This is a genomic window from Thalassospira sp. UBA4513 (genome assembly GCF_002388495.1).
Lineage (GTDB): Bacteria > Pseudomonadota > Alphaproteobacteria > Rhodospirillales > Thalassospiraceae > Thalassospira > Thalassospira tepidiphila.
The window spans coordinates 80810-107352 of record NZ_DGMR01000020.1 but is presented as its reverse complement, the minus strand read 5'-3'; the positions used below and the strand labels follow the sequence as shown (position 1 = coordinate 107352).

Here is a 26543-nt window from a genome sequence, read left to right as displayed (position 1 = left end):
ATTGTCAAGCAAACCCTTGGCCTTGCGAGGGTTTGCTTGATTGAAATCAGAACAGGCTGGATATGGCGTTGGTCGTGTCATCCCACCAACTGCTGTCTTCGCGCTCCGGTGCGTCTTCACCAAGCATGAGACTATAGGACTCGCTGTAATATTCACTGCCCGGGAAGTTGTGACCAAGCACGGCCGCGGTCCGTTTGGCTTCGCCTTCAAGACCAAGCGCGAGATAGCATTCGGTCAGGCGTGCAAGGGCTTCTGGCACGTGGGTGGTGGTCTGATAATTTTCGATCACCGATTTGAAACGGTTGATTGCCGCCAGATATTCGCTGCGGTCCTGATAATAGCGCCCGACATCCATTTCCTTGCCCGCAAGGTGATCGACCGTCAGGTCCTTTTTCAGCTTGGCATCGCGAGCATATTTGCTGTCAGGGAAGCGGCGAATGACGTCGTCAAGCGCATCCATCGCGTGCTGGGTCATCTGCTGATCGCGGCCGACGTCGGAAATCTGTTCGTAATAGGACAGCGCCTTGAGGTAATAGGCATATGGCACATCCGGGTTGGCCGGATGCAACGAGATAAAGCGATCCAGTGCGTTGATCGCATCATCGTATTTGTTGTCCTGGTAATAGGCATAAGCCGACATCAGGGTCGCCTTGGTCGCCCAGACCGAATAGGGGTGCTGACGTTCGACTTCGTCAAATGCCTCGGCCGCCTGTTGGTATTCCTTGGCGTCAAGCAGATCCTGCGCGCCGTTATACAGTTCGGAAACCGGACGTTCTACATATTCCGGCGCATCATTGCTTGAACATGCCGCAAGCATCAGCGACAGGCCGAGAGTTGCAATGACGTGTTTGGCGCGAACGGTACTTAGCACTGTGACGTATCCTCGAAATTTTTGACGCACTCACCGTAAAATCCGCCGGACTATATCATGCGAAGGGCGTGCTTGGGCAAGTAGTTGTGTCGTCAAATGCCGACTTTTATTCCATGTTAAATGCTGTGACACGGATCAGAACACTGAAAACCAACGCCGAAAACAAAAAAGGCGACCACGCGGGCCGCCATTTTCATAATTTGGATACCAGTGACGCCTGATTTCAGGCGGTGGCAAGCATTGGCTCGGAAACGCCGCGCAAGGCCGCCTTGGTCAGCGGAACAACACGATAAGCGTCTTCGTCGGCCAGCAACGCCTGCAGCAGCAGATTGTTGACATGGTGACCAGATTTGTACGCGGTGACCTTGCCCTGCAACTGGTTGCCGGCGGTATAAAGATCGCCCAGCGCATCAAGGATCTTGTGGCGGACGAATTCGTCTTCGTAACGCAGGCCTTCCTCGTTCATGACTTCGTCACCGGAAAGAACAACCGCGTTATCAAGCGAACCACCACGGGCAAGACCGGCAGAACGCATGGCTTCAACTTCATGCAGGAAGCCAAAGGTGCGCGCACGTGCGATGTCGGCCACAAACACACCGTCATCGAACTTTACGGACATGCGCTGGTTGGCAATGGCCTTGCTGGCGAAATCGATTTCGAAATCGATCTCGAACCCGTTGGCCGGTTCAACGCGTGCGGTGCAGCCGTTATATTCGACTTCAACCGGTTTCAGGACTTCAATGACCTGACGCGGGGCATCAAGTTCTTCGATGCCAACGCAATCAATCAGGAAGTTAAACGGGGCGGAACTGCCATCCATGACCGGAACTTCGTCGGCATCGATATCGATGAGCACGTTATCAATGCGCGTACCGGCAAGGGCGGCCATCAGATGTTCGATGGTCCCGATCTTGATGCCCCGGGCTGCATCACCAAGGCAGGTGCAAAGACGGGTATCGATCACGCCATCGTAACGTGCCGGAAACAGCGGCTGGTCATCCAGGTCCGTGCGGCGGAATACAATGCCATGATCGGCAGGGGCAGGGTGAAGGGTAATGCGAATCTTCTGACCGGAATGCAGACCAACACCGGCACAGCCGATAGAGGCTTTGAGCGTGCGCTGGAGCACATAACCGTCGCCGGAAAAGCCAGTCTGCGTGATAGCAGAACCAAGATCGGCAATATTGTTCACAGGAACCCCCAAATCAGGTCAGTCAGTTTGTCATCAATCAACGTCAAAGCATGTTCAAAGCCACCTTCAAATTGGTTGGCCCCTGCTTTGTTAGTTTGGAACACTACTGTTGATCGAACAATCACTCAAATCACTCTTTGTTACGCTTTGTAAACTTCATAGTACTTTGAAATTAATAAATAAAATGCATTTCTGCTGGGTATTTTGAGCCGGTTGTAACCGTTTGGCTTACGGGCTTTGGTCACAATTGCCGAATTACAGCGTCATCCAAGCTGGTGCGTCCAAAAAAAAGGGGAAGGCATTAAGCCTTCCCCATCTTCGCGCGGAGATCGTCGTCAGTTGGCCTGACGACGAAGGAAGGCCGGAATTTCAAGAAGGTCGTCAGACGCGCCTTGCGCCTTGCCCCGGGAAGCAGGCTCCTTCTTCATGACATGTTCGCTGTCCTCGCCAAGCGGCATCTCGGTCTGGCGTGGCGCAGGAGCCTGCGGCTGCGAGACTTTCGGCTCCGCATAGCTATGCGGTTCCTTGGCGGTCTTGTTCTTGCCAAACAGGCTGCTCAGAACAGAACGCGGCGAGGTTGCATTCTGGGCATCAGCTGCCTCGAATACGTCCGGGCTGTGCTGAGCATGCTCGGCTTCGCTTGGCGTTACAGCACGCGGCGGAATGAAAGCCATGTCGCCGTTGCTGGTGGGTTTCTGGACCGGCTTGTCTGCACGCAGAACGGGTTTCGGTTTCAGGACCGTCTGGCCCATTTCAATCGACCCGGTTTCCTGTGCTTCGGCCTGATGGCTGATTTCCGGCTGCTGTGCGCTACCGGTTGCAGCAAAGCGATCAGCAGGAATGTGATCAACCGACGCACCACCCGCATAGTCACCAGCACCCGTGTTGTGGGCAGCAGCGGCTGCTGCGTTGCCTGCGCCATGTTGTGCGAAGGACGGTGCCGCGGCAGGCTGTTCTGCCGGTTTCTGGGAAACAGGCTGTGCAACAGAAACAGTGGTCGGTTGCGGACGGCGAACTTCTTCGGCGTCTATACCGGTTGCAACAACAGAAACGCGAAGCGCACCTTCGATGGTCGGATCGAAGGTCGAACCGAAGATGATGTTGGCTTCGGATGCAACTTCCTCGCGGATGCGGTTGGCGGCTTCGTCAACTTCATACAGCGCCATATCCATGCCGCCGGTGATGTTGATAAGAACCGCACGGGCACCCTTCATCGAGGCATCTTCAAGAAGCGGATTGGCTATTGCAGCCTCGGCAGCCTCAAGTGCACGTTTTTCACCCGATGCTTCACCGGTGCCCATCATGGCTTTGCCCATCTCGCTCATGACAGTGCGGATATCGGCAAAGTCAAGGTTCACAAGACCCGGGACCATCATAAGGTCGGTAATCGAACGGACACCGTTGCGCAGAACGTCATCAGCCATCTGGAAGGCATCTGCGAAGGTTGTTTTTTCATTCGCGACCCGGAACAGGTTCTGGTTCGGAATGATAATCAGGGTGTCGACATACTGCTGAAGCTGTTCGATACCCTGTTCGGCGGTGCGCATGCGGCGCGTGCCTTCGAAATGGAACGGCTTGGTAACAACACCAACGGTCAGAATGCCGGCTTCTTTGGCCGCACGTGCAATGACCGGGGCTGCACCGGTACCCGTACCACCGCCCATACCGGCGGTGATGAATACCATGTGGCTGCCTTCAAGCTGCGCCTGAATTTCTTCAATGGATTCTTCGGCGGCGGCACTACCCGCATCCGGACGTGCGCCTGCACCCAGCCCCTGGGTAATCTTGCGACCAAGCTGCATCTTGCGTGTTGCTTTTGCTTGGGTCAGGGCCTGAGAATCGGTGTTGGCAACAACAAAGTCACATCCTTCAAGTTCGGATGCGATCATGTTGTTAACGGCGTTGCCGCCGGCACCACCGACACCGATAACGGTGATCTTTGGTTTTAGGTTTTCTTCCGTTTCAGGAACGGAAAAACTGATTGTACTCATTGTTTGCTCTTCCTCTCCGCGCTTTAGAGCTGAGGGTCCTACACAAGCCTTCCCTTTGCCTGTGCGTGCCAGAAATACTTCGGGCACAAAGACCTCCGAGTCCGTTTTAGCTGGCAAAGAGTTATTGCCTTCTTAATGCGGCTAAAAGTTTTCGGGAAAATGGATAAAAAAAGTGCGTTTGGGGGTGCGAACTAGAAGTTCTCTTTGAACCAGGCACCCAAACGGCCCCAACGCCCACCCGATTGACGGATTTGCGCCATGGCTTCGCTCAGGGGGTCGTTCTGTTGTGCAACAGCGCGCAACAGCAGCCCCGAACAGGCCGAAAAAGCAGGTCCGGCGGTGGCTTCGGCATGGCCCGAAACACCGTGCGGCAGGGCAATCGTGGCCGGACGTTCAAACATCTGACTGGCCAGATCGGCAATCGCGTTCAATTGGCTGGCACCACCGGTCAGAACGATGCTGCGACCACCGATTTGCGACAAGCCGTGTTCTTCCAACTGATCGCGGATCAATTCGAACGTTTCTTCAAGTCTCGGCTTGATGATGTTGATCAGCATCGAGCGCGGCACATGATTGAAATTGTTTTCGTCTTCATCGCCGATGGTCGGAACCGCGAGGATTTCCTGATCATCGGACGGCGAGGTCAAAGCACTGCCATGCAGGGTTTTCATGCGTTCGGCATGATTAAGCGACGTATTGAGCCCATAGGCGATATCGCGCGTGACATGAGCACCACCGACCGGGATCGAGGTGGTGTAGACCACCTGACCGGCATTAAAGACCGCCACACTTGTGGTGCCTGCGCCCATATCAATCACGGTCGCGCCCAGATCGCGCTGATCGGCTGTCAGGGCCGACAGACCCGATGCCAGCGGGGTGACGACCGTTTCCTCAATCGCAAGGTGGCAACGCGCCAGAAGGGTGCCAAGATTGCGCAAGGGTGCGGTTTGCGTTCGTACAAAATGCAGATCAAGACCAAGGGTCGATCCATACATGCCGCGCGGATCATTCATGGTGTTGGCACCGTCAAGGCGGAACCCCAATGGGACAGTATGGATCAGCTCATCACCGGCCTGACGCAGAAGGGCTTCCTTCTGATCATTGAGTTTTCGGATCTCAAGATTGCCAATCGGGCGGGAGCCAAGCGGAAGCTCAACCGTGTGGGTTTCGGATTCCGGTCGACCGCCAGACAGATTGACAATGACTGAGTCGATGGTCTGACCCGCCATTTTTTCAGCGGCGTTGACCGCGGCAAGCACGACTTCCTGTGCGGCATCAAGATTGGAAATTGATCCACTTTGCAGGCCCTTGGACATGTTGTGACCAATGCCGATGATTTTCGGCGGTTGGTCCTTTTCACGTCGTGCAATAAAGCAGCAGACCTTGGACGTTCCAATGTCCAATGCCGCAATCAATCCTGATCTGGTTTTGCCGCGTGCCAATTGAATGCTCTGAATTTTTATGGGTTATGTGGTCGGACTTTTTTTGACCGTACCTTATTAAGCCTGTTTTCGACCAAAAGCGGTTGCAATTTGGTTAAGGCAGACCGTCGCATAACGCATCTTCATGCGAAACTACGCAAAGAAGGTGGAAAAACAATCATGATATTGCGCAAGTCAGTGCTTTATGCGTCTGAAACGGGGCGCAGGATGGGGAGGGTATCGGGGCGGTCAGTTCAGACCGCGCCCTCCTTCTTTGGCGGATTACGCCTTTGTTCTGCGGCACCGGGTGTGAGGCGGACAAATGTGCGGTCGGGCAGGCGCAAATCAACAATCAGAACATCGCGATCAAGGATGCTGTGTTCGCGATCAAGGACTTCGAGGCGCTGCCATGCCTTTTCCATGTTTTCCTCAGGCAGGCGAATGAACATGCCGTTGGCAAGCTGGATGTTCCAGCGACGATGCCCGATGCGCTGGGCACCGGTGATCTGTTCATAAAGGTGCGGAATGGATTGCAGGGTGGTCAGCATTTCCGCCGCACTTTTCGGTGCATCGTCACCGACAAGAACTGGCAGATCAAGGTAATCACCAAGTTCGTAATTCTGAAGTTGCTCGCCATCGCCATCGATCAACACATGGTCGCGGCCCTCGGTTTGCCAGATCGCCAGTGGTTTGCGTTCAACAACCGAGACGATGAGGGTGTCGGGCAACTGGCGTTCGACGGTAGCACTTCGGATCCATGAAAGCTCTTCGATGCGTTCGCGGGCGGCGTCGACATCAAATGTAATGATCGGCGTGCCCGGTTTCTGTCCGATGGCCGCCAAAAGGGCATTCGGGTCGGTTTTTTCGCGACCTGAAACTTCGATATTCTTGACCGTCATGCCAAACGCGGCAGAAAGCCGAACACTTTCCTGCGTCGCCAGTCTCATCCATTTATCGGCCTTGCCGGTATAAACAAGGGCTGTCGGAACAATCACGATGGCACCAATGAAGCCGGTCCACCACATGACCCGCGCGATCTTTTTGACGTTGGTGCCAACGCTATGTTGTTTATCAAGCTTCTCGCGCCGTTCGCGGGCCTGTTCTTCTAGCGTTCGCACGATGCATCCTCCACCATCCATGCAACGATGTCGGCAAAGCTCATGCCGTCATGGCGTGCGGCATCCGGGACCAGTGATGTCGGCGTCATGCCCGGTTGGGTGTTAATCTCAAGGATTACCAAACGGTCGTTTTCCGGGTCATAGCGGAAATCGGCGCGTGCCACACCCCGGCAGCCAAGCGCCTTATAAGCTTCTTCGGCGTGACGTTGCAGACGATCGCGCAAATCGCCTTCGATGTCGGCAGGAACGATATGTTCTGAGCCGCCCTGGGCATATTTGGATTCAAAGTCATAAAATGCGTGATTGCCGGTCAGGATTTCGATGACTTCCATCGCCTCGCCGTCCTTGACGGCAACGGTCATTTCGCGCCCGGGAATGAATTCTTCCTGCATGACGCCTTCACCATGGACCCAATCACGGGCCAGCATGTTTTGTTCTTCCTCGACCGTCAGGATGATTTCAACCCCGACCGAGGATCCCTCGTTATTGGGTTTCAAAACATAGGGCGGCGGCAATGCCTTGCCAGATGCGATGTCTTGGCGCGTGACCCAGACATGACGGGCGCAGGGAATTTCGTATTCGGCAAACATCGCCTTGGCGGACATCTTGTCCATAGCAATTGCCGATGCCCGAACACCGGAATGGGTATAGGGGATGTTCATGATTTCAAGCAGGCCCTGAACCGCGCCATCTTCGCCCCAGCGGCCATGCAGGGCATTGAAAATCACGTCCGGTTTGGGATCAAGGGCCGCCAATTGATGGGCGAGATCACGGTTTGCGTCGATTTCGGTGACTTTATAGCCCTTCTCGCGCAACGCCTTGGCGCATTCGCGCCCCGAGGACAGGGAAACTTCCCGTTCTGCTGACCAACCGCCCAGAATGACAGCGACATGTTTGTTCATGCGTCTTTTCCTATGATCGAGTGGCCAAGGCGTTCGCCAATGCGCCGGATTTCCCAGCGCAGCTCAACGCCGCTGTGTTCTTTGACCCGCCTGCGGACCTCTTCGCCCAACTGTTCAAGATCAAGGGCGGAGGCATCGCCCTTATTGATCATGAAGTTGCAATGCTGTTCGGACATCTGCGCGCCACCGATGGTAAGTCCCCGGCATCCGGCGGCATCAATCAATTCCCAGGCGCGATCAGGCACCGGATTGGCAAAGGTCGATCCACCGGTGCGTGATTTGATCGGTTGCGATTCCGCGCGCGCCTTCTGGATTTCATCCATGCGTTTGGCGATGTCTTCGGGATCACCGGACGATGCGCGCAAGATTGCGGATGTGAAAATCCAGTCTTCCGGAAGCCCGCAGTGGCGATAGGTCATATTCATTTCATCTGGCGTGACGGTGTGAATGTTGCCGCTGCCGTCAATTGCGGTTGCCGATACAAGGACATCCTTGATCTCGGTGCCATAGGCCCCGGCATTCATGCGTAAGGCCCCACCGATGGTGCCGGGAATTCCAGACAGAAATTCCAGACCGGCAATGCCGTTCATCTGTGCGGTTTGCGCAACATTGAGGTCAAGCGCGCCGGCACCGGCGTGAACCGCGCCATCTTCAACCACCACGTCGGTAAACGGGCGACCAAGGCGGATGACAACCCCACGAATGCCGCCATCGCGCACCAAAAGGTTCGAGCCAACGCCGATCACGGTTACTGGCATATCCGCCGGTTTGCCTTTCAGGAAGGCGGCAAGGTCGGCTTCGTCTTCTGGGCGAAACATCACGTCTGCCGGGCCACCAACCTGAAACCAGGTGACTTTGGCAAGTTGTGCGCCTTCGCGCAGCTTGCCACGCACCTTGGGCAGGAGGTCGATCAGGGGCGTATGGTGTTTCGGCGTGCTCATATCTGCCTCAGTTCTTGATCGCTTCAAGTTGGGCGGGCAGGGCATTTGCCCATGCGCTGATGGAACCAGCACCAAGGCAAACAACAAGATCGCCCGGCTTTGCTTCGGCTTTGATGACTTCGGCCAGTTTTTCCGGCCCTGCAAGTGCGCTGACATGGCGATGGCCACGGTTGCGCAGGCCTTCAACAAGGGCATCACGCGATGCGCCTTCAATCGGGCTTTCACCGGCTTCGTAAACGTCGGCAACAATCACACTGTCAGCATCGTTAAAGCAGGTGCAGAAATCTTCAAACAGGTCATGCAGGCGCGAATAACGGTGCGGCTGAACCACAGCAATCACGTTGTTCTGGGTTGCCTGACGGGCGGCCTTCAGCACCGCCTTGATTTCAACCGGGTGGTGACCATAATCGTCGATAATGGTGACACCATCGACTTCACCGGTTTTGGTGAAGCGACGTTTAACGCCGGTAAAGCCATCAAAGGCGGATACGATTTTCTCATCCGGGATGCCAAGTTCAAGCGCGACCGTGATCGCCGCCAACGAGTTCGAAACGTTATGATCGCCTACCATCGGTAAACGGACATCCTTGATCACGCGTTCTTCGCTATCGACGCGTTCGCGGATCACGACATCAAATACGGTGTCGCCGATATTGGTGCGCACATTAACCGCACGGACATCGGCCTGCGGCGAAAAGCCGAACGTGAAAATGCGGCGATCCGTGACGCGCCCGATAAGGGCCTGGACTTCGGGATGGTCGATGCACAGAACGGCAAAGCCATAGAACGGGATGTTCTGAACGAAGTTCTTGAAGGCTTCGCGCAGTTGATCGAAATCTTTCCAGTGATCCAGATGTTCCGGGTCAATGTTGGTCACGACTGAAATCGTCGACGGTACTTTGACAAAGGTACCATCAGACTCATCGGCCTCAACCACCATCCAGTCGCCTTCGCCAAGGCGGGCATTGGTGCCGTATGAATTAATGATCCCGCCATTGATCACTGTAGGATCAAGGCCAGCCGCATCCAGCATGGTCGCAACCAGCGATGTGGTCGTGGTTTTGCCGTGCGTGCCGCCAATCGCAATGGCGGCCTTAAGACGCATCAATTCGGCCAGCATTTCAGCACGACGCACGACCGGGATCATCGCGGCACGCGCGGCAACGACTTCGGGGTTGGTCGGCTTGACGGCGGTTGAAATCACAACAACCTTGGCGTCTTCGACGTTTTCTTCCTTGTGGCCGACAAAGACCTTGATGCCAAGGGCGCGCAGGCGCTGCACATTGGCATTGTCTGAAATGTCCGACCCCTGAACGGAATAGCCGAGGTTATTGAGGATTTCGGCAATACCGGACATGCCGATGCCACCAATACCGACAAAGTGGATGGTGCCGATGTTGAGCGGCAGGGTGTTCATTGAGAGTCTCCTCGGTCTTGCGTCATGTTTTTGTTATCCGGGCTTCCTGCCGGGTTCAGGCCCAGCATATCAAGCACCATGTCAGCCAAACGCTCTGCGGCATTGGCGCGCCCACTGCTTTTGGCGGCTTTTGCCGCACGGGTAAGCGCCGCGGAGTTGGTTAAAAGTTTTGCCAGGCGATCTGTGACGGCCTCACTGCTAAAACGTTCTTGTGGCATCAGCCACGCACCACCAGAATCTTCGATCTGCTGGGCATTGTAACGCTGATGATCATCAATGGCATGGGGCAGGGGTACGAGAAAACCAGGACGTCCAGCCGCGGTCAGTTCCGCCACAGTCGACGCCCCCGAACGGGCAATTACCAGATGGCAATCGCGCAGGCGTTCGGGGATATCACTGATGAAGGATGCCAGGGTCACGTCGATTTGCGATCCGTCATAGGTCTTGCGTACCGTATCGATATCTTCTTCTCGCGCCTGTTGGGTAACAATCAGGCGTTTGCGGATGGCCTCCGGCAGGTTGACCAGTGCGGTTGGCAGAACTTCCGACAGGATGCGTGCGCCTTGTGATCCGCCCGTGATCAGAAGGCGGATCGGACCGTCGCTGGTCGGGGCCTCGTACTCGGTTGCGGCAAGGGCTGCGACCTCGGCACGGACAGGATTGCCCGTCCAGATCACTTTGGCCTCGTCACTTGATGCAATCATCGTGACCTTGGCAAAGGATGTCGCGATGCGCTGTGCGTTGCTGGCAACAAGACGGTTAGCACGGCCCAAAACCGCGTTTTGTTCATGAATGGCATAGGGAATGCCAAGCCACTTGGCCGACATGGTCGCCGGGATAGAGGCATAACCACCAAAGCCGATCACGGCCGCGGGTTTGGTCTTTTTGATCCGTTTGCGGGCCTTGAGCGTGCCAAGGCCAAGCCGGGCGGCCCCGATCAGGCGGCCTTTGATGCCTTTGCCGGCAATGCCGCCGGCCGGCAGGATGACGGTTTCGACGCCGTCAACGCCCTCGGTATAGCGTGCGGCACGGGCATCGGTGAAAAACAGGACCTTTGCACCACGACGCACCAGCGATTTGGACAAGGCAACAGCCGGAAACATATGCCCGCCAGTGCCACCGGATGTTACGGCGATCACCTGACCTGCGAGCGGTGTCTCGACGGCAGAAAGTTCTGGGTTAGCGAAGTCAGTCATCTTGTCCACATCTAAAACGACGGCAGTGCGGGGAGGGTCCCCGACAGTTACCCCCATCAGAACCCGACAAAGGTTAATATCCCTTCAAACCGGGCGTGGAATAACACCTGATTTTGTCGTTTTGATGCAGAAAGTTTTAAAGGGGTGATGGCAATTATTCGCCGGGTCGTTTTCGCGTTAGTGCCAGAACAAATCCCATGCCAATCGCAATCCCGATCGTGGCCGACCCGCCATAGGAAACAAACGGCAACGTCATGCCCTTTGGCGGGACCAACTGCAGGGTGGAAGCCATGTTGATCACGGCCTGCAAGCCGAACTGAACCAGAATGCCGGTGACGGCCAGAACGACAAACAGGTTGCGTTCCCCCATCAGGCGCGAAAGACCGCGCATGATGATGAAGGTAAAGACACCGACAACCAGCACACAGAACAGAAGACCGAATTCCTCGCCAGCGACGGCAAAGATGAAGTCGGAATGGGCATCCGGGATGGAGTTCTTGACCCAGCCTTCTCCCGGGCCACGGCCCATGATGCCACCACTCATGAAGGCTTCCATGGATCGTTCGATCTGATAGCTGTCACCAGATGCCGGATCAAGGAAGCGGTCCACACGCGACTGAACGTGCGGCAAGATCAGATAGGCCGTAACGGCCAGTCCAACGGCGCCAAGCCCAAGACAGAACACCAGAATGATCGGAAGTCCGGCAAGGAAGATCTGCACCGACCAGATCGAGGTGATGACAACGGTCTGACCAAAGTCCGGCTGGATCATCAGAAGGAAGATACAAACAGCCAGCATCAGGCTTGAAACGATATAGCCCGGGAAATTGGGGTTGAGACGCCCTTCGGCAAACATCCAGGCAATGACAACCGCAAAGGCCGGTTTGAGGAATTCGGACGGTTGCAGGTTGATCCCGGCAACGTTGATCCAGCGTACTGCACCCTTGATGTCTGATCCGATGAACGGGGTGATGATCAGCAAAAAGAGCACACCCAGAAACATGAAGGACGCCAGACGCCGCACCCATTTCACCGGCAACAGCGAAATGGCAAACATGCAGACTGTCGCCATGCCAAGGAAAACGAACTGGCGGGTGACAAAGTGGAAACTGTCAACATTGATGCGATCAGCAACCGGCGGACTTGCCGACATCACCAGAAGCGCGCCAATCCCCATCAGAAGGATGATGGCCGCCAGCAACCAGCGATCGACCGTCCACCACCAGATCCCCAGAACCGAGGTATCGGCACGCGAAAAGGCGATATTCGTGTTATGACCAAACAGGGACTTCATGCGTTTGCCTTCCCGGTCATGTCACCACTCGCCAATGCGTTGTACAGATCGCGGAAGGCATCGCCGCGCGCCTCAAAGCTTTTAAACTGATCAAACGATGCGCAGGCCGGGGTGAGCATCACCACCGGTTTGTGATCACCGCTGGACTTGGCGTCGGCAAAGGCCATTTTGGTTGCGACATCAAGGGTTTCGCATTTCTCCCATGGCAGATCATCACCAAGGGTTTCGGCAAATTCGTTGGTCGCGGCACCGATCAGATAGGCTTTCTTGATGTGGGGATAGAATTCCTGCAATCCCTCAATTCCGCCTTCCTTGGGTTTACCACCGGCAATCCAGTAGATGTTGTGATAGGCCGAAAGCGCCTTTTCTGATGCCTCGGCATTGGTGGCCTTGCTGTCATTGATAAACACCACGCCATCAATGGTGCCGAGCAATTCCTGTCGATGTGCCAGACCCGGGAAGGACATGATCCCGTCAATGATCCGGGTGGCATCCACACCGCGCGCACGGCAGAGCCCATATGCAAAGGCAATGTTTTGCCAGTTGTGGCGTCCGGGCATCTGGTTGACGGTCGCAAGGTCCAGAATACGGGTTTGCGCGCCGGTCATGTCATCAATCAGCCAGCCATCCGCATCAACATAGATGCCGTGATCGACCGGTTGCTTGACGGAAACCTCGATGATGTGCCGACCGCCTTCACGGGCCAGTTCAACCGCCATTTTGGTACACGGCTCGTCATCAATGGAAATGATCGCCCATTTCGGCCCCTTTGCACGGGCAAAGATCAGGTGCTTGGCGCCGATATAGCCATCCAGTCCGCCATGACGATCCAGATGATCCGGCGTGATGTTCAAAAGCGCACAGGCATCAAAGGCCGCATGTTCCAGCAGTTCAAGCTGATAGGATGACAGTTCAAGAACCAGACAATCATCGGCGGTGGAGGGTTCAAGCCCTAGGGCCGCATTGCCAAGGTTGCCGCCCGCCTGCGTCTTGATCCCGGCCTGCCCGATGATGTGGGCGGTCAGTGCTGTGGTGGTTGATTTGCCGTTGGTGCCGGTGATGGCAAGTGTGGGCACATCAGGCTGCGCCACACAAAGCAACTCGACGTCGCAAATGATCGGTTTGCCCGCACGGCGTGCCTTTTCAGCCGCCGGATGCGGGGTCGGGAAGGTGGACGGAATACCCGGGCTGATCACCAGCATGTCGGGTTCTGTCCAGTCACATTCCGCCAGATTAATCGGGGCAAGGCCAAGCGGTTCAAGCTGTTCACGTGATGATGCGTTGTCATCCCACGCCCAGACGATGGCACCTGCATTGATCAATGCCTTCACACTGGCAAGTCCGGATTTCCCAAGACCCAGAACCGTGATGGTTTTGCCGCGCAGATGTGAAAGATCAATCAATTCAGTATGTCCTTAACGAAGCTTCAGGGTTGCAAGTCCAACCAGGGCAAGGATCACAGCAATGATCCAGAACCGGATCACGATGGTCGGTTCCTGCCAGCCCTTTTTCTCGAAATGGTGATGAAGCGGGGCCATGCGGAACACGCGTTTGCCAGTCAGTTTGTAGGACCCGACCTGAATGATTACCGACAGGGTTTCCAGAACAAACAGGCCACCAATGATCGCCAGAACCAGTTCGTGCTTGGTGACAACCGAAACCGCACCCAAAGCACCACCAAGGGCAAGGGATCCGGTATCCCCCATGAATACCATCGCAGGCGGCGCGTTGTACCAAAGGAATCCAAGGCCGGCACCAACCAGGGCGCCAAGGAAAATGGTCAACTCACCAGAACCGGCAACGTAATGGACCTGCAGGTATTCGGCGAACTGAACGTTACCGATCAGATAGGTAATCAGCGCGAAGCTGGCCGCGGCAATCATCACCGGCACAATCGCCAGACCATCAAGGCCATCCGTCAGGTTCACCGAGTTCGAAGCACCGACCATGACAAACATGGCAAACGGCACAAAGAACCAGCCCAGATCCAAAAGGAAATTCTTCAAGAACGGGAAGGCAAGTGCGGTCGAAAGCGGATCGGCGGTGTTATACGAAATCCACCATGCGGCAAGGGCCGCGATGGAAAACTGCCCAAGAAGTTTGAGCTTACCCGGAAGGCCTTTGGTGTTGCGCTTGGAAACTTTCAGGAAGTCATCAAGGAAACCAAGGAAGCCATAGCCGATGGTGACCAGCAAAACCGCCCAGACATAAGGGTTGGTGAGGTCGGCCCAAAGCAGGGTGGCAATCGATGTTGACAGCAACAACAAAAGCCCGCCCATGGTCGGCGTGCCTTTTTTGGTCAAAAGGTGGCTTTCAGGGCCGTCTTCGCGGATCGGTTGGCCTTCGCTTTGTTTGGAACGCAACCAGTTGATCAGGTGCGGGCCGATCACAAAGGCAAGCACAAGCGACGTGATGATCGCACCACCCGTACGGAAGGTGATATACCGAAACAGGTTCAGTACCGGCATCTGATCAGCAAATTGATAAAGCAGATTATAGAGCATTGCTCTGGTCGTTCCTTTTGCGACTTATCCTGTTGCGGTTGTGGATTATTCCACCACGCCACAGGATTTTAAGGCCGATACAATTTTCGAAACGTAAATGCCAAGCGATCCTTTGACCAAAACCACATCGCCATCGCGCAAATCGGCCTTTATTGGCTCAATTGCGTCTTCGGCTGTGTCAAAATGGCCAGCATTTCGTTCGGAAGGCAGGGTTTTATCGAGTTCAGCCATCATCGGCCCAACCGAGTAAACCCGATCAATTTCAAGTGCGGTCAGCGGTTGATGCAAATCGGCATGCATTTTGGGTGCGATATCGCCGAGTTCGCGCATTTCGCCCAGAACGGCAATCCTGCGTCCGCCGTCACCCGGTTTGGTCTGTGACAGGACCTTAATCCCCGCCATCATCGAGGTCGGATTGGCGTTATAGGCATCATCAATCAGGGTAAAGGTTCCATCGCCGGAGGGCAGCTTGACCGTGTGTGTTTCACCACGACCGGCAGGCGGTGTAACATCCGCCAGATCCTGCGCGGCACGTACCGGGTCAGCGCCAATCGCGTCAACACATCCGAGCACCGCAAGCGAATTCAGAACCCAGTGTTCACCGGGGCAGCCGATGAAATATTCAAGGTCGCGTCCACCGACACGTGCGCGGACGGCACTGCCATCGGTGACGATGTTGGCTTCAAACAGGCGATAGTTCGCCATGGCATCGGTGCCAAAGCACTTGATGTTGCCAAGGCCAAGTTCCTTGGCACGCCGGGCAAGGGCGAAGTAATGCATGTTGTCGCGGTTCAGAATGACCGTGCCATCCTGATCAAGGCCATCGAAAATCTCGGCCTTGGCCATGGCAATTTCGGCTTCGTCCTTGAAAAATTCGGTGTGGGCGCCGACCACCGTTGTGATCACGGCTACACTTGGCTTGACCATTTTGACAAGCTTGCTGATTTCGCCCGGATGGTTCATGCCGATTTCAAAAACACCAAAGTCGGCATCGGCGGGCAGGGTTGCCAGAGTAATCGGCACGCCCCAATGATTGTTGAAGCTGGCCGGGCTGGCATGGGTTTTCCCCTGCTGGGACAGAACGTATTTCAGGGCTTCCTTGGTGCCGGTTTTGCCGACACTGCCGGTGATGGCAACGATTTTGGCTTTGCTGCGCGCTCGTCCGGCAAGGCCAAGGCGCTCAAGGGCTGCCATCGTGTCATCAACCAGCAGAACCTTGTCGGTATCGGTGATGCCTTTGGCATCCGAGACCATGACGGCATGTGCGCCGGCATCAAGGGCGGCCTGGGCGAATTTGTGACCGTCGAAATTCGGGCCTTTAAGGGCGATGAAAAGATCGCCTTCGCTGACTTTGCGGCTGTCAATCGAGATGCCGGTTACCGTCCAGTCCCCTGTGGTTTTGCCACCGGTTGCACTCGCGGCATCCTGTGCGGTCCATAAAACAGCCTGCGTCATAACGTCACTTTCTTTTCGCTCAGACCATCACGGCCAAAGCGCCGTAACGGGAATTAAGGTCAGTTGCCACCCGCAAGAATGCTGCGGGCAACGGATGCATCATCGAATGGAAGGACCGTATCACCGACAACCTGGCCTCTTTCATGGCCTTTTCCAGCAATAATCAGCACATCGTTGCGCTGAAGAATGCCAATGCCGCGTTTGATCGCTTCGGCGCGATCACCGATCTCGACGGCACCTTCGCACTTGACCTTGATCGCCGCCCGAATGGTGGCCGGATCTTCGCTGCGCGGGTTGTCATCGGTGATGATGGCAATATCGGCAAAGTCGTGGGCAACCTGTCCCATCAACGGGCGTTTGCCGACGTCACGGTCTCCACCGGCCCCGAATACACAAACAAGGCGGCCTTTGCAATGCGGACGGACGGCCTTGATCACGGTTTCAAGCGCATCTGGCGTATGGGCATAATCAACAAAGACCGGTGCGCCAAAGCTGGTTTTGCCAACCAGCTCAAGACGACCACGCACACCTTCAAGCTTTTCAAGCGCAAGGACTGCCTGATCAAGGTCAGCACCCGATGCCACCACGATGGAAAGGGCGGCCAGTGCATTCATCACCTGGAAGCTGCCCATCAGCGGCAGGTGGATGTTGTATTCGCCCTTGTTGGCAGCAAGGCTGATCTGGGTGCCGGTGCTGTCAGGGGTTGCCTTGATCAGTTTGATGTCATCGGCATTCTGGCCATAGGACATCACATTGATGCCGCGCTTGGCGCAAAGTTCTTTCAGAAGGCCGAACTGTTCGACATCGGCATTAAGCACTGCCGTGCCGTCTGCGACCAGAAGGTCCGAGAACAGGCGGGCCTTGGCGGCAAAGTATTTTTCAAACGTGCCATGATAGTCCAGATGATCACGCGACAGGTTGGTAAAGGCGGCCACCGTGACCTTCACGCCATCGAGGCGGTATTGATCCAGCCCGTGCGAGCTTGCCTCCATCGCGACATGTGTAACACCAATGCCACACATTTCATCAAGGCTTTGGTGCAGGGCAACCGGATCGGGCGTGGTCAGCGATCCGGGGATCTTTGCCCCAGCGGCCCGAATGCCAAGCGTTCCGATCGATCCCGACATGTTGCCAAGGATCGTCCAGAGCTGCTCGGTAAAGATCGCCGTGGATGTTTTGCCGTTGGTACCCGTGATCGCCGCGATGTTTGCCGGCTGCTTGCCATAGAAACGGGCGGCAAGCTGGGCATAACGTTTGCGCGGGTTTTCCACCGGGATCAGCGGAACCGTGGGGGCTGCCGGTCTTGGCGTTCCATCCTTTGCAAGGATGGCCGCGGCACCAAGCTTGATCGCATCGGCGATATACTTGGAACCGTCATCGCGTGCACCGGACAGGGCGGCAAACATATAGCCATCCTTCACGGTGCGTGAGTCTGCTGTCAGGCCCGTGATATCCGGGTCCTGTCCTTCGGCATGTTTCAATGCCGCTTGATCACCTGCCATGAGCTCAGAAAGACGCAAGTTTGCGTTCCCCCTTGCGAAGTTCGATCTGCAGCGCTTGCTCAATCTCCGGCGCCTTCGCATTCGCCGGTTCAATGCCCAAAAGGGGAGCAATACGTGTCACAACCTTGCCAACTGCAGGGGCGGACACCCAACCTGCTGTGGCAAATCCATAAGTTTCTTTAGTGCCTTTGGGCTCGTCCAACGTCACCAGAACCACATATTTCGGGTCCTGCATCGGGAAGGCGGCGACAAAGGTCGACATGCGGGCGTTCTTGACATAGCGCCCGTTCACGAGTTTTTCCGAAGTCCCGGTCTTCCCGCCAAGGAAGTAACCCGCCACTTCGGCGTTCTTGCCAGAACCGTCGGTTACGACCAGTCGCATCAGGCGACGCAGCAGTTCCGACGTTTTCTGGGAAAATACACGTTCGCCTGCCGGTGCGCCGTCCTGTTTGAGGATGGTCGCAGGGCGGCGAATACCACCATTCACAAGGGTGGAAATGCCACTGACAACCTGAAGCGGGGTCACGGCCAGACCATGACCGAATGAAATCGTCATGGTGTTGATGTCGCGCCACGGATTGGGCACAAGCGGTCCGCCAACTTCAGGAAGCTCGATCTGCGGTTTGTCGAGCATGCCAAGCTTTTTAAGGTATTTTTGCTGGGTCTCGCCGCCAAATGCCATTGCCATGCGGGCTGACCCGATGTTCGAGCTGTGAACAAGGATTTCCGGCAGGGTCAGCCAGCGATTCTCGCCGTGATAGTCACGAATGCGGAACCCGCCAATTGCCAGCGGTTCAGTCGCGTCATAGACCGAATTCAGCGTCGATGTGCCGGTTTCAAGCGCGATGGCCGTGTTAAACAGCTTGAACACCGAACCCATTTCGTAAACGCCAAGCGTGGATCGGTTAAAGCGTGCATCGGCTGGTGCCTGGCCCGGGCGATGGGGGTCAAAGTTCGGAAGCGATGTCATCGCAACGACTTCGCCGGTATAGACATCCATCACAAGGCCTGCCGCACCAACCGCGCTGTAGGTTTCCATCGCGTTTTCGACTTCTTCGGCAAGCGCGTATTGCACGCGGGTATCAAGCGAAAGTTCCAGTGGGCCGTTATTGATGCGCAATTCGTTGTCAAATTCGCGCTCAGCCCCGGCGATGCCGTTATTGTCGATGTCGGTGAAGCCCAGAACATGTGACAGAAGACGCCCATGCGGATAAACGCGGCGTTCTTCACGCTGGAAATTCAATCCCGGAATGCCAAGCGAGTTGACGTCATATTGCTGTTCCGGCGTCAGGTTACGGCGCAGCCATACGAATGCCTTGCGCGAACTCAGATGACGGATCAGTGAATCGCGGTCCAGATCAGGCAATACGGTCAACAAAAGGTCGGCGGACTCAACCGGGTCCTTGACGACACGGGCATCGGCATAAAGCGAATTGGTCGGAAGGTCGGTCGCCAGCAACATACCGTTGCGATCAACGATATCGGCGCGCTCGGTCTTGAGTTCACGGGTATCGGTTCCGGATGCGACAGCCGGTTCATTGCCCTGACGCAGAACCGATGCATCAATCAGGCCATAGGTGATCCAGCAAAAACCGATGATGAACATCGCGCCGGTGATAAAGATACGGTTGCGCGCGGTTTCAAGCGCAAGACGTTCGCGCTGATCCGGGCCCAGTTCCGGACGGTCGCCACGCAGCCAGTATGAAAAACGGGTCAGGCTCATTGTGCGCCTCCCGTTTCGGTCGCGACGGACGGGGCATCAATGATCATGGTATCAGCCGCCTCGTCATACATCAGATCACCCGGACGGGCGCGCGGGACGGGCATGAAGGCAACCGCCTCGCCAAACTTGTTGATGCGATACTGATGCAGATCGGCGTCTTCGGGCAGATCGTCGATGCTTGCCATCTGAAGCACGTCAATCTGGGCAAGGCTCAGATACTGTCTGGACAGGCGTTCGATACGTTCCGGATTGTTCAGATAGCTCCATTCGGCCTGAAGAACATGGATGCTTTCCTGTTCGGCCAGAATGTCGGACTGAATATCTGCATAACGTTTTTCAAGACGTTCGACCTGATGGCTGACCCAATAGGTGCCGGTGCCGATCAGGATGGTCAAAACAAGGCCAATGATGGTTACCGCACGGGTCATTTGCGACCTCCCTGCGATGTAGCCGGTTGGTCGTTGCGCGCAACAGCGCGCAGTTTTGCCGAACGTGCGCGCGGGTTGGCGCGAATTTCATCTTTCTGACCGGTGACGGCCTTGCGTGTAATTGTCGTAAAGGTCGGAATGGCGACTTCCGGTTCACCGGGCAGGCGACGTGACATCTTGTTTGGATCGCCAGAGCGTTCCTTCATGAATGTTTTGACCTGCCGGTCTTCAAGCGAATGGAAAGTCACAACCACCAGACGGCCACCCGGTTTCAGCAGCGTTTCAGCGGCATCCATGGCGCGTTCAAGTTCGCCAAGCTCATCATTGACGTAAATACGCAGCGCCTGGAACGTCCGTGTGGCGGGATCAATGCCGTCCTTGGATTTGCGCACCACAGAACGCACGGCACGGGCGAGCTGGGATGTGGTGGTAAAGGGTTCCTCTGCGCGCATTTCGATAATCTTGCGCGCGACCTTGCGCGATGCGCGTTCCTCGCCATAGCGGTAAACGACGTTGGCGATGTCTTCTTCTTCGGCGGTATTGACGAAATCGGCCGCCGTCGGTCCAGACATCGACATGCGCATATCAAGCGGACCGTCTTCGCGGAACGAAAATCCGCGATCGGCCTGATCAAGCTGCATCGACGAAACGCCGATATCAAGAACGATACCATCGACCTGCTGCGCACCTGCCGCCGGGACAAGTTTGGCCATATCGCCAAAGCAGCCCTCGACCATGTGGAAGCGGCCGTCATATTCGGCTTCAAGCTTTTTGCCGGTGGCAACAGCGGTCGGGTCGCGGTCGATGCCGTAAAGTTCGCAGTTGGCAGAGTCAAGAATGGCGCGGGAGTAACCGCCTGCGCCAAAGGTACCGTCAACCATGATCTCGCCGTCACGCGGTGCAAGGGCTTCTAGGACCTCGCGGAGCAGGACCGGCTTGTGCGGACGATCTTCAGTGGCAAAGCTTAGGTCATTGCTGCTCATGATGCGTCCTCCTCCGTTGCGGTGCCGGGACGTGCACCTCTGGGGAGTTCAGTCATCGGTTTGAGCTTCAATGTCGCACCACGGTTAAGCGTGCGGGTCCGGCTGGCTTCTTGCAGGGGCTTGAAGATGTCAGGGTTCCACAGGCGGAAGGTGCGACCACGGCCGACAAAGGCGACCTGATCTTCGATGCGGGCGAACTCGATCAATTCTGCGGGCAGAATGATGCGGCCTTCGCCGTCGTAAGGAAGCATATGCGAGGAGCCAAGGATGGTGTCTGCCAGATCGTCGGCCTCGTCAGAAAACATGTCGAGTTCATCAAGCGATGCGGCAATGCGCTCCATATGGCTGTGGCTGCAGCCTTCAAGTGCGCTTTCCTTGTGGGATTGATACAGGTAGATGCCGGCGAATTCTTCGGTATCGAGGGCCGCACGGAACCGTTTGGGGACGGATACGCGTCCCTTCCGGTCCAGCTTGTGAATGTGCGTCCCTGTGAACAGCACTTCGCCATTCCCCTGATCAAAAAACCGATCTCAGAACACTGGCCCTCATGGGCTGTCTTGCGACTGTCGTGTGTCTGAAATGGATATGCCCCGCGTGGCACGGAATTTGTGCCTCTTTATGGGGTACCATGGGAAATCATGGGGGTCAATGGGATTTGATGGGCAAGAATGTGACGTTTTGGCACTTCCCGAGGGTTTCCGCGGTATATGCAGAAAGGCTGAAATCGGCCAAAAATGCGAGAAAACCGGCGGCGATCCATCTTCTGCCCATAAAATCCCAATTCCGTTCCATGGGGACCCATGGGAAGACCATCGAAAAACCGGATTTTGGGTTTTGATGGACCAGTTCAAGAATTGGATCTGAATGGGGTTGTCGAAGACAATTTGCGATTTGATGGCCAATCGGGTTTGATGCGCGGGCAAACTCCTGCAAAATGTCGAAATGATCTCTGATGGTTTTGATCGGCCATCACGAATGAAAATGTCCCCGAATGGGGCGTGGTCCTCTGGCGCGGGGCAGCGTCAGTGAAACGAAGGAAGCGATTGTTGCGGATAAAAGCTGCCATTCTATTAATGGGTTGTGCATTTTCCTGGACCGTTTTGGTTCCCGGGCTGAACACCGTTACGGGTGGGGTGGCCACGGCACAGGGGCTCAGTCTTGACCCGGCCGGTGGCGGATCAAATTCGCCCGAAGTTTCATCACCACAGATGCGTGAATTGCTGCCCTTGATCATGCAACAACTGCAAAACAATCCGGAACTGATGTCGCAGTTTGGACTGGGCGGGCTTTCGGGGCTAAATGGCCTGAATGGGGATGGTTCTGGTGCAGGTGCCAGCGTTCCCAGTATGACAGGCGACGGTGTGTCGAACATCCCCGGATTGAATGAGGCCATCGCAAAGGCGCTAGCCCAGCAAAATGGGGGCGCGGGCGTCGCCCCATCGGGCATTCCAGAACAGGTCAAAGTCTATCGCGAACAATACCACCCGGTTGATATCGACCAGGATGGTCGTATCAGCGCGGATGAGGCTGCCGCATATGCCAGCTGGATGTTCCGGCGGCGCGATATCACTGGCGATAATGTTTTGGTGGCGCGCGAATTTGCCGCGGTTGAAAAATTGCCGGGTTCTTCGGATGCCAATCGACAAAGATTGCGCACCGAAAGCCGCCGACTTGAATTGCTGTTTCCGGAATTTGATGCCGATGGCGACAAGATGATCAGCAAGGAAGAATTCATGGCGCAGGTGCATGCGACCTATGATGAAAAGCGCGGAGCGGAAGCGGATATTGATCCGTTTTCGTTCCAGACGGTTTTGCCATTCTAGGGCTGCGTTACTTGGAAACGCATTCATCACATGACAAGCATTCAATAAACTGGCATCCGTAACCATCGGCAAGCCGGAAGAGACGGAGAGGCTCATGGACACCAACGAATTCTTTGCCCCGGTGCGCGCAAACACCGACAGCGGCAATACCGCCAGTCCGGCTGCTTCTGATAGCGCCGTCGGTGACAGCGGGCAGGCAGCCGAGGCCGCAAACACGCCTTCTGAACAATCTGCCGCCAAACCGGCTGCTGCCAAGGCCGAACGTCTTCCGGTTTGGGTCGATTTGCATGCCCCGACGCCCGATGAAATTCACGAGATCGAAGAACGTTTTGGCATTGAAATACCGACGCGCGAAGAAATGCAGGAAATCGAACTTTCATCGCGCTTGTATGACGAAGACGGTGCGTTGTTCATGACGGTTTCGGTTCTGACCAAGGCAACCACCGATGCGCCGCAAACCACGGCGGTGACATTTATTCTGGTCAAGAAAACCCTGATCACTGTGCGTTATGCCGATCCAGTACCGTTCAAGACCTTCATCCGTCGTGTGAAACGCAGCCCGTCGCTTGCCAATAGCGCCGAGGCCGTTCTGTTTGGTCTGCTTGAACAGATTGTTGATCGACTTGCCGACCTGATGGAGCAAACGGCGACCGATCTTGAAGGCCTGTCCAATCAGGTCTTTATCAGCCCCGACGAGAATAGCTCGGATGCGGATCACCGCGAAACCCTGCGTCAGATCGGGCGTACCGGTAACCTGTCGGGCAAGGCCAAGGACAGCCTTTTGAACCTGCATCGCCTGGGATTGTTCCTCTCAACGCAGGCGCGGCTTAAAAAGGATGCCAAGGCGCGGCTCAAGATCCTGTCACGTGACATTGTCTCGATTACCGAGCACGCCAATTTTATCGCCAACAAGGTGACCTTCCTGCTTGATGCGACACTTGGCATGATCAGCCTTGAGCAGAACAACATCATCAAGATCTTCTCGGTCGCCGCCGCCGCCTTCCTGCCGCCGACCCTGATTGCCAGCATCTATGGCATGAACTTCGAATTCATGCCGGAACTGGGGTGGGAGTTCGGCTATCCGGTCGCAATCGGCCTGATGGTGCTGTCAGCCGTCCTGCCGCTGCTGTATTTCAAGCGCAAAGGATGGCTTTGAGCCAAATGGCGAAATGCGTGGGGCTTCTGTCCTTTTAGACAGTCTTTGCGCTGCTAGATTGGCCAGCACATTCACCAACCATCGGAGCCCCACAAATGAGCAAGACCGCCCTGATCCTGATTGATTGGCAGAAGGGATTTGATGACCCTGAATATTGGGGTAATCGCAATAACCCCGACGCCGAAGCCAACGGCGAAAAACTGCTCGCACACTGGCGCGCCAAAGGTTGGCCTGTGTTTCATGCCAAGCATAATTCCACAGAGCCGCAATCGCGCCTGCATCCCGACCATCCCGGTAACGCTTTCAAGCCGGGTTTTGCGCCCAAGGATGATGAGCCGGTCTATGGCAAGAACGTCAATTCTGCCTTGATCGGCACGGACCTTGAGGCCGATCTGCGTGCGCAAGGCATTTCGAAACTGGTTCTGTGCGGGATAACCACGGATCATTGCGTGAACACGACCACCCGCATGGCGGCCAATCTTGGATTTGATGCCACCATTGCGGCGGATGCCTGTGCGACCTTTGATCGCAGCTTGCCAGACGGGCGGGTTTTCCCGGCCCAGATGGTTCACGATGTTGCACTCGCCAGCCTGAATGGCGAGTTTGCAGCGGTGAAAACAGTCGCGGAAATTATTGCGGACTAATCGGCAATTGACTTGCGTTCGCAACTAAAGCAGTTTCTGCCCTCGTTTCTCGCCAAAGGTAATCTGCAATGACCAAAATCGATACTCAGGAAAAGCTCCGCGCCATATACGGAGAGCCGCTTGGACTTGCTGTCAGCAAATGTTTGCCGGCACTTGATCCGCACTGCAAGCACTTCATATCGCTTGCGCCCTTTGCGGTCATTTCCTCGTCAGATACCAATGGCAATGCAGATGTCAGCCCGCGTGGTGATGGCCCGGGTTTCATCAAGGTTGTTGATGACAAAACGCTGGTCATGCCGGATCGTCCGGGCAACAACCGGGTCGATACCCTGTCAAACATCGTCGACAACCCGAAAGTCGGGATGCTGTTTTTCGTGCCGGGCGTGAACGAAACGCTGCGCATCAATGGTGTTGCTGAAATCAGCACCGACCCGACTTTGTTGGGGCTGTTTGCCGATACGCCCAAGGCACCGATTGCCGCGATCAAGGTCACGGTTGAGGAAGCCTTCCTGCATTGCGCAAAGGCGCTGATGCGTTCCAAGCTGTGGGATCCGGAAACCCGGATCGAACGCAAAACGCTTCCGACCTTAGGCAAGATGATCAAGGATCAGACAGCGTCCGATATCCCCGAAAGCACGCAGGAAGAAGTAGACAAGTATTTCGCGCAATCCATTGCCGAGCGCGGCTGATCTGCTGTTCATGGTTTGAACGCATTTGGTCCGGGCGATGACGGGAAACTGTCATCGCCTTTTTTCTGTCTGAAAAGATAATACCAGATGGCCTGTAAGCCGGGTTCTGTCCATGCGGCGAACCGCACTGGATGACTATTCATCTGGGACGTCCGTCGCCGAACGCCTCCTGCAACCAACCCGAATGGTGGTGCGAAAACTCACCTGCCGACAATGCCGAAGCATCCGGCCGACCATTCCTATTAGGTTTTGCTCCCGGTGGGGTTTACCATGCGTCCCGCATTGCTGAAGGACCGGTGCGCTCTTACCGCACCCTTTCACCCTTACCGGATGGCTTGCGCGATCCGGCGGTATCCTCTCTGTGGCACTTTCCCTAGGGTCGCCCCCGCCAGACGTTATCTGGCACCGTGTTTCCGTGGAGCCCGGACTTTCCTCCCCGATTGCGAACAATCAGGGCAGCCATCCGGCCATCTGGTGATCGGGATGTAGGTCACATCCATGGTGGCGTCAAGAAAAAGCAGTGCAGGCAGGGATGCCTAGCGGGTGATCGCGCTGGCAAGCACCTTGGCAATGGCAACGCATTCGCCGTCGACTTGACCGGAAATGTCGTTTTGCCGCCAATGACGCTGGAACGCGATGGTGCGTTTGGCTTTATCTTCGTCGTTGTCTGCCGCGCCATAACCAATCGTCTCAAGCAGGCGATAGAACTCATCCGGGCTGGCAGCTGTGCCGGAAATACCGGAACTGATTTCAGCAACGCCATGGCATCCGGGCCATAGACCGATGCCGTGTTCGGCCAGCTGTTGCCACGGGAACAGTTCGCCCGGGTCTTCCTTGCGGTACGGGGCCATATCGGAATGAGCGATAATGCGGCTGGCGGGTATCTCATGGCGTTTGAGGATGTCTTGCGTCAGATCTATAACGGATTTGATCTGGATTTCCGGAAACGGGCGATAGCCATATTCATGTCCCGGATTGACGATTTCGATCCCGATGGAGTGGGAATTCACATCGCTACAATCTTGCCAAATGCCAAGCCCTGCGTGCCAGGCGCGTTTGTCTTCATCAACCAACTGAAAGATGCGGCCATCTTCCTCGATCAGGTAATGACTTGATACTGAGCTTTCCGGATCACACAGGCGTTCAAGTGCGTCGGCACCTGATTGCATGCCGGTGTAATGCAGGACGAGAGTATCAATAGGGCATCCATCCGGACGATCACCGAAATTGGGGGAGGGGTGGGAAATGATGTTTCCCGCTGATCGCGTTTTGGTGATCTTTTCCCCCATGCGG

The 26543-nt window shown here is 55.8% G+C and carries 23 protein-coding genes and 1 other RNA gene; 4 read left to right on the top strand and 20 right to left on the bottom strand.

Going from position 1 to position 26543, the window contains the following annotated elements; translation table 11 throughout:
- Positions 1-46: 46 nt before the first annotated feature.
- From B2T33_RS07745 to B2T33_RS07660, 18 genes are all read right to left on the bottom strand, one after another.
- Positions 47-871, bottom strand: a complete 825-nt coding sequence (locus B2T33_RS07745) for an outer membrane protein assembly factor BamD (RefSeq protein WP_197145609.1) — start codon at positions 869-871, stop codon at positions 47-49.
- Between the two features lie 223 nt (positions 872-1094).
- Entirely contained in the window at positions 1095-2063 is a 969-nt protein-coding gene (gene lpxC, locus B2T33_RS07740) for a UDP-3-O-acyl-N-acetylglucosamine deacetylase (protein ID WP_083996922.1), read from the bottom strand.
- 335 nt (positions 2064-2398) lie between these two features.
- Positions 2399-4054, bottom strand: coding sequence for a cell division protein FtsZ (gene ftsZ / locus B2T33_RS07735; RefSeq protein WP_197145608.1), 1656 nt, complete (start codon positions 4052-4054; stop codon positions 2399-2401).
- A gap of 191 nt (positions 4055-4245) precedes the next feature.
- Entirely contained in the window at positions 4246-5457 is a 1212-nt protein-coding gene (ftsA, locus tag B2T33_RS07730; RefSeq protein WP_252723966.1) for a cell division protein FtsA, read from the bottom strand.
- A 272-nt stretch (positions 5458-5729) separates the two neighbouring features.
- Positions 5730-6593 carry a cell division protein FtsQ/DivIB gene (locus tag B2T33_RS07725; RefSeq protein ID WP_197145606.1) on the bottom strand — a complete coding sequence of 288 codons (864 nt, stop codon included), beginning with the start codon at positions 6591-6593 and terminating at the stop codon, positions 5730-5732.
- Positions 6581-7495, bottom strand: coding sequence for a D-alanine--D-alanine ligase (locus tag B2T33_RS07720; RefSeq protein WP_286791635.1), 915 nt, complete (start codon positions 7493-7495; stop codon positions 6581-6583). Before B2T33_RS07720 ends, B2T33_RS07725 begins: the two co-directional genes overlap by 13 nt.
- Positions 7492-8436: a UDP-N-acetylmuramate dehydrogenase gene (murB, locus tag B2T33_RS07715; RefSeq protein WP_197145604.1), complete on the bottom strand. Its 945-nt coding sequence runs from the start codon at positions 8434-8436 to the stop codon at positions 7492-7494. Before murB ends, B2T33_RS07720 begins: the two co-directional genes overlap by 4 nt.
- Before the next feature lie 7 nt (positions 8437-8443).
- The gene (gene murC, locus B2T33_RS07710; RefSeq protein ID WP_197145603.1) at positions 8444-9853 is read right to left on the bottom strand and encodes a UDP-N-acetylmuramate--L-alanine ligase; all 1410 of its coding nucleotides are present in this window, start codon (positions 9851-9853) and stop codon (positions 8444-8446) included.
- The gene (gene murG, locus B2T33_RS07705; RefSeq protein ID WP_197145602.1) at positions 9850-11049 is read right to left on the bottom strand and encodes an undecaprenyldiphospho-muramoylpentapeptide beta-N-acetylglucosaminyltransferase; all 1200 of its coding nucleotides are present in this window, start codon (positions 11047-11049) and stop codon (positions 9850-9852) included. Before murG ends, murC begins: the two co-directional genes overlap by 4 nt.
- Positions 11050-11203: 154 nt before the next feature.
- The gene (gene ftsW / locus B2T33_RS07700) at positions 11204-12343 is read right to left on the bottom strand and encodes a putative lipid II flippase FtsW (RefSeq protein WP_008889595.1); all 1140 of its coding nucleotides are present in this window, start codon (positions 12341-12343) and stop codon (positions 11204-11206) included.
- A complete protein-coding gene (gene murD, locus B2T33_RS07695; RefSeq protein ID WP_197145601.1) occupies positions 12340-13746 on the bottom strand; it encodes a UDP-N-acetylmuramoyl-L-alanine--D-glutamate ligase in 1407 nt (468 codons plus the stop codon). The genes ftsW and murD overlap by 4 nt, the downstream gene beginning before the upstream one ends.
- A gap of 12 nt (positions 13747-13758) precedes the next feature.
- Entirely contained in the window at positions 13759-14847 is a 1089-nt protein-coding gene (gene mraY / locus B2T33_RS07690; protein ID WP_197145600.1) for a phospho-N-acetylmuramoyl-pentapeptide-transferase, read from the bottom strand.
- A gap of 45 nt (positions 14848-14892) precedes the next feature.
- Positions 14893-16302, bottom strand: a complete 1410-nt coding sequence (locus B2T33_RS07685; protein ID WP_197145599.1) for a UDP-N-acetylmuramoyl-tripeptide--D-alanyl-D-alanine ligase — start codon at positions 16300-16302, stop codon at positions 14893-14895.
- Between the two features lie 59 nt (positions 16303-16361).
- The gene (locus B2T33_RS07680; protein ID WP_197145598.1) at positions 16362-17822 is read right to left on the bottom strand and encodes a UDP-N-acetylmuramoyl-L-alanyl-D-glutamate--2,6-diaminopimelate ligase; all 1461 of its coding nucleotides are present in this window, start codon (positions 17820-17822) and stop codon (positions 16362-16364) included.
- Positions 17809-19527, bottom strand: a complete 1719-nt coding sequence (locus tag B2T33_RS07675) for a peptidoglycan D,D-transpeptidase FtsI family protein (protein WP_008889600.1) — start codon at positions 19525-19527, stop codon at positions 17809-17811. The genes B2T33_RS07680 and B2T33_RS07675 overlap by 14 nt, the downstream gene beginning before the upstream one ends.
- Positions 19524-19955, bottom strand: coding sequence for a cell division protein FtsL (gene ftsL, locus B2T33_RS07670; RefSeq protein ID WP_064779592.1), 432 nt, complete (start codon positions 19953-19955; stop codon positions 19524-19526). Before ftsL ends, B2T33_RS07675 begins: the two co-directional genes overlap by 4 nt.
- Positions 19952-20938, bottom strand: a complete 987-nt coding sequence (gene rsmH / locus B2T33_RS07665; RefSeq protein WP_197145597.1) for a 16S rRNA (cytosine(1402)-N(4))-methyltransferase RsmH — start codon at positions 20936-20938, stop codon at positions 19952-19954. Before rsmH ends, ftsL begins: the two co-directional genes overlap by 4 nt.
- A complete protein-coding gene (locus tag B2T33_RS07660) occupies positions 20935-21438 on the bottom strand; it encodes a division/cell wall cluster transcriptional repressor MraZ (protein ID WP_064779590.1) in 504 nt (167 codons plus the stop codon). Before B2T33_RS07660 ends, rsmH begins: the two co-directional genes overlap by 4 nt.
- Before the next feature lie 546 nt (positions 21439-21984).
- Between B2T33_RS07660 and B2T33_RS07655 the strand changes: the two genes are divergently transcribed.
- The 4 genes from B2T33_RS07655 (at position 21985) to B2T33_RS07640 (ending at position 25250) form a co-directional block, all read left to right on the top strand.
- The gene (locus B2T33_RS07655) at positions 21985-22761 is read left to right on the top strand and encodes an EF-hand domain-containing protein (RefSeq protein ID WP_286791634.1); all 777 of its coding nucleotides are present in this window, start codon (positions 21985-21987) and stop codon (positions 22759-22761) included.
- Positions 22762-22855: 94 nt separating this feature from the next.
- Positions 22856-23917 carry a magnesium/cobalt transporter CorA gene (corA, locus tag B2T33_RS07650; protein WP_197145596.1) on the top strand — a complete coding sequence of 354 codons (1062 nt, stop codon included), beginning with the start codon at positions 22856-22858 and terminating at the stop codon, positions 23915-23917.
- Positions 23918-24012: 95 nt separating this feature from the next.
- Positions 24013-24561 (top strand): cysteine hydrolase family protein, encoded by a 549-nt coding sequence (locus tag B2T33_RS07645; protein WP_197145595.1) that lies wholly within the window; start codon positions 24013-24015, stop codon positions 24559-24561.
- 68 nt (positions 24562-24629) lie between these two features.
- Complete coding sequence (locus tag B2T33_RS07640) at positions 24630-25250, top strand: pyridoxamine 5'-phosphate oxidase family protein (RefSeq protein WP_197145594.1); 621 nt, start codon at positions 24630-24632, stop codon at positions 25248-25250.
- 79 nt (positions 25251-25329) lie between these two features.
- Here B2T33_RS07640 and rnpB read toward each other — a convergent pair.
- Both rnpB and B2T33_RS07630 read right to left on the bottom strand, forming a co-directional pair.
- An RNA gene (rnpB, locus tag B2T33_RS07635) (RNase P RNA component class A) lies at positions 25330-25725 on the bottom strand.
- Positions 25726-25786: 61 nt separating this feature from the next.
- Positions 25787-26539: an N-acetylmuramoyl-L-alanine amidase gene (locus B2T33_RS07630; RefSeq protein ID WP_286791633.1), complete on the bottom strand. Its 753-nt coding sequence runs from the start codon at positions 26537-26539 to the stop codon at positions 25787-25789.
- Between the last annotated feature and the right edge of the window lie 4 nt (positions 26540-26543).